Source organism: Trinickia sp., assembly GCF_051961175.1.
Classification (GTDB): Bacteria; Pseudomonadota; Gammaproteobacteria; order Burkholderiales; family Burkholderiaceae; genus Trinickia.
This window is the reverse complement of record NZ_JBQCDN010000028.1, coordinates 1-3776: the sequence shown is the minus strand read 5'-3', so window position 1 is coordinate 3776 and position 3776 is coordinate 1. Positions and strand designations below refer to the sequence as shown.

Genomic DNA, 3776 nt, shown 5'->3' with positions numbered 1-3776 from the left:
AGTACCAATTCATCTCCGGTACGATCGTGCGCGAGATCGCACAACTCGGCGGCGACGTCAGCAAGTTCGTATTCCCTTCGGTCGAAAAATGGCTGACGGACAAAGTCGCCGAGATGACGAAAGAGGCGCAGGCGCGGCCCTGAGCGTCCAAATGTCGTCGCCCCCGGGCACCGGCGAACCGGAACCCGGGCTAAAATAGCCCTGCGGCAATACGGCACGCGACTGCCGCGTGCAAGGCCGCAGTGGTGTGCGCTCGGCGTGCAAGCCAGCAATCCTTGCCCGAGTTCGCCCCCGGGCGGCAGCCCCACCCGGCACGCCACCAACGTCCGTTCATTCCGCTTTCTCCGTTGACAGCATGGCTTTACTGATTACCGACGAGTGCATCAATTGCGACGTGTGCGAGCCCGAATGCCCGAACGACGCGATTTCGATGGGGCCCGATATCTATGTCATCGACCCGGCGAAGTGCACGGAGTGCGTCGGCCATTTTGACGAACCGCAGTGCCGGCAGGTCTGCCCTGTCGAATGCATTCCGAACGATCCGCAGCATATCGAGACGCCCGAAGGGCTGCTCGCGAAGTACCACGCGCTCCAAGCCGCCAAGGCATCAAAAAACGGCCACTGACCGAAAAAGACGCCAAATCGATGCAGGTTGGCCGCTTTTTCGTATCAAAAAAGCGAATTAGTGGGAACTTTGCAATGCTGTACGACTCTTCATACATCGTTGTCCGACGGGATCGGATCCGAATGTCCCCGACGGCGACGCCTCAGTTGTCCGAAGTTCGCATTGTCGATGTACCCCCCGCGTTGTAATTCCTGACGCAATCGGCTTCGTCTATTACAAAAGTTCGGTGCTCTCCGCTATGCGGCGCGAGCGACTCGAACGATTCTGAATGCGCGGAAGGTCCAGCGTTCAGCTCAAATCGCAACCAGTAGCACATACGGGGTTCGCGGGAATTCGCTCGCCATTGTTCACTATGTGGCGAACCTTCTTACTGCAATTGGTTGATAGGTAACTCAATGCACGCCATTTTAAAACCCCCTATACACCCTTCTTTAGGACTACTAAGCATTGCTGCCGCGGCGGTCTACGCATTTGCGAGCATGGTACCGGCCACGGCAATGGCACAGACGCCGCCGGCCAATTCCATCACGTGTTCGGCGCCGACGACAACGTCCGGCGGCACGCCGCACGGATTGATCTCTGCCGATGCGCCGACATCGAACGGTTTCCGCCTGTTTCCGCTCAGCAGCGCGTTCAAAATTCAATTCGTGACGAATGCGCCCGTCGCCGACCGCGTGAACTGGACGGTTCAGGACTACGCAGGCAATCTTCGCGGCAGCGGATCATTCAATGTTCCAGCCGGCACTCGCACGTCTACCTTGTCTTGCACGGACACCGCAAGCGGCTATTTCGCGATTACCGCTTCGCTGAGCCGTGCGGGCGGCACGCTGCCGAAGGCCGGTACGCGGCCGAGGGGCATCGCGACGTTCGGCGTGCTGCCGAGCGTTTCGTGGGCGCTGCCACCGGCGCCCTTCGCGAGTCAGGATCAGCATCGCTTCGGTATGCAAGGCTTGAGCGACAAACCGGCGTTGCTCGACGCGCTGAAGATTTCGCAGGCAGTCGACTGGCGTCAGATGTCGACCATGGAGCCGGACCGGGCGAACAGCTGGAAGCCGACGGCGGCCCAAAGTACGGCCGACGTGGATCCCCTCTTCAAGACGGGGCGTATTGCCCGCCTCGTGCGTCTGGACGGCGTGCCGGCCTGGGCAAGCCGGACCGGCGCATTCGAGCGTGACTCATACGCGCCGAAGGACTTCTCGTACTTCAAAGGCTACATGGCACGTGTCGGAGCCGATGCCAAGGCGATCCGCGACGCGTACTTCCCGAACATGCAGCACAACTACTACCAGGTGACCTGGGAGCCGTCGTGGGTGGATTCTGCCGCGAACTTCGTGGAGATGTACAAGGCGGCATGGGAAGGCATTCATTCGGCGGATCCCCATGCGGTGGTGATGGGCGTGGCGAGCCCCGATCCGGGCTTGACCGGATCGTGGTGTACCGCCAACTTGTTGCGCACCTATGCCTCGCTCGGCCTGATGAACTACGTCGATGGCATTTCGACGCACGGCTACTGGGCGCACCACGATTCCCCTGCGTTCCCGCCGGAGCTGTGGGACACGAGCAAGGACCCGTACTACCAGCAGCAGGCGCTTGACCGCCAAATGCGCGATCTTCGCGCCGAGATGCAGCAGTACAAGCCGAACATGCGCTTGTGGGCGACCGAGCTCGGCGTGGCCTACGATAACGGCATCACCTACGCCACCGGGCCGTCGGCCAATCAGCTCTACGCACAAGCTGCCGTTTCCGCCCGTGCACATTTGATCGTGCTCGGCGAAGGCGCCCAGGTCACCTACTTCTTCAACGGTTCGGATTATCCCGGCGAAGTGGGCTTCGGCACGTTCTTCGATCTCGAGCATGCACAGGGCGATTTCCACGCGACGGCGCTGAGCCCGAAGCCGGTTTCCATGGCATTCGCCGCGATGACGCGCATCATTGACGGCACCGAGACACTGGGGCATCTGAAGAACCTGCCTGCGTCGGACTATGGCTACGCGTTCCAGCGGCTCGGCGGCGGTCCGGTCGTAACCGCACTGTGGACGCACGACAATGCGAACTGGCCGACGTCCGCGGGCGTCTACAGCCAGACCGCCCGCAAGAGCTATGCGCTCGCAGTCGATTCGCCCGGGACGAGCGGCAAGGTGGTGACGTTCGACATGATGGGTAATCCGGCCATCCTTCCTTATAAGAACGGCGTGGTGGACCTTACGCTGTCGGAAGCGCCGATCTATGTCGTGTCGAAGAACGTCAGCGTGATCAAGGCGAACGTCACGGCGCCGGTCGGCTATACCGGGCAGTAAGTCCCGACTTGCCTCAATGAGCCCTCTTCGGGCTCACTTCCTCTCAAACAAGATGCCGGGCGCCAAGCCCGGCGTTTTGCTTTGCAAGCCGTATCGTGCGGGCATCCTGCCATCGAGGGGCGCCTAAAGATTGGGACGCGGCGAATAGCCACCGTCTCGGGCGCCGGGCGTGCTGTAGGAAACGCCTGACGCGATCGGCGTCACATATTACAAAAGCTTCAGTGCTCGCCGAATAGGCAAGGCCAGCGATCCAAACGATACTGAACGTACTGTAGATGCAGCGTTCAGTGCCAGCGCGGCTACCCAAGCATACCGGGTCCGCGGATCCGATCGCCATGGCTCGATATCTGGCGAACCCATTCAGTTTTATTGATTGATAGGTCTATCCATGCAATCCGTGTTCAAAGCCCCCACGACCCGTTCCTTAGGACTCCTTAATATTGCTGCGGCTGCGATTTATGCATTCGCCAGCGTCGGATCGAGCAGTGCCGAGGCGCAAACGCCGCCGGCCAATTCAATCACGTGCTCGGCCGCGGCGACGACAGTGGCAGGCGGGACACCGAATGGATTGATCTCGGCCGATACGCCTGTGGCCAACGGCGTGCGCATGTTCCCGCTGAGCGGGGCGTTCACGATTCAATTCGTGACGAACGCGCCGGCTGCCGACCGCGTGAACTGGTCGGTTCAGGACTACACCGGCAACCTGCGCGGCAGCGGCTCGTTCGCAGTGCCTGCCGGCACGCAGACGACGAAGCTTTCCTGCACGAGCTCGGCAAGCGGCTACTTCGCGCTGACGGGCACGCTGAGCCACGCGGGCGGCACGCTGCCCAAAGCCGGTACGCGCCCCGCAGGCA

At 61.3% G+C, this 3776-nt stretch carries 3 protein-coding genes and 2 pseudogenes; 4 read left to right on the top strand and 1 reads right to left on the bottom strand.

The genetic code is table 11. The features are described from left to right. From ACTHL0_RS01895 to ACTHL0_RS01885, 3 genes and pseudogenes are all read left to right on the top strand, one after another. Window positions 1-143, top strand: a pseudogene (locus ACTHL0_RS01895) (pantetheine-phosphate adenylyltransferase); the annotation flags it as partial. 212 nt (window positions 144-355) lie between these two features. Beyond that, window positions 356-625: a YfhL family 4Fe-4S dicluster ferredoxin gene (locus ACTHL0_RS01890; protein ID WP_440564889.1), complete on the top strand. Its 270-nt coding sequence runs from the start codon at window positions 356-358 to the stop codon at window positions 623-625. A 497-nt stretch (window positions 626-1122) separates the two neighbouring features. Continuing rightward, window positions 1123-2922 carry a hypothetical protein gene (locus ACTHL0_RS01885; RefSeq protein WP_440564888.1) on the top strand — a complete coding sequence of 600 codons (1800 nt, stop codon included), beginning with the start codon at window positions 1123-1125 and terminating at the stop codon, window positions 2920-2922. 456 nt (window positions 2923-3378) lie between these two features. On the opposite strand, the gene ACTHL0_RS01880 is transcribed toward ACTHL0_RS01885, so the two are convergent. Continuing rightward, on the bottom strand, window positions 3379-3555 hold the full coding sequence (locus ACTHL0_RS01880; RefSeq protein ID WP_440564886.1) for a hypothetical protein: 177 nt from the start codon (window positions 3553-3555) through the stop codon (window positions 3379-3381). 10 nt (window positions 3556-3565) lie between these two features. Between ACTHL0_RS01880 and ACTHL0_RS01875 the strand changes: the two are divergent. After that, window positions 3566-3776: pseudogene (locus tag ACTHL0_RS01875) on the top strand (hypothetical protein); the annotation flags it as partial.

What these genes read in the sequence shown, in the direction of transcription:
- ACTHL0_RS01885 (WP_440564888.1), top strand. Translation starts at nt 1,123, where the DNA reads ATGGCACAGACGCCGCCGGCCAATTCCATCACGTGTTCGGCGCCGACG.
- ACTHL0_RS01890 (WP_440564889.1), top strand. Translation starts at nt 356, where the DNA reads ATGGCTTTACTGATTACCGACGAGTGCATCAATTGCGACGTGTGCGAG.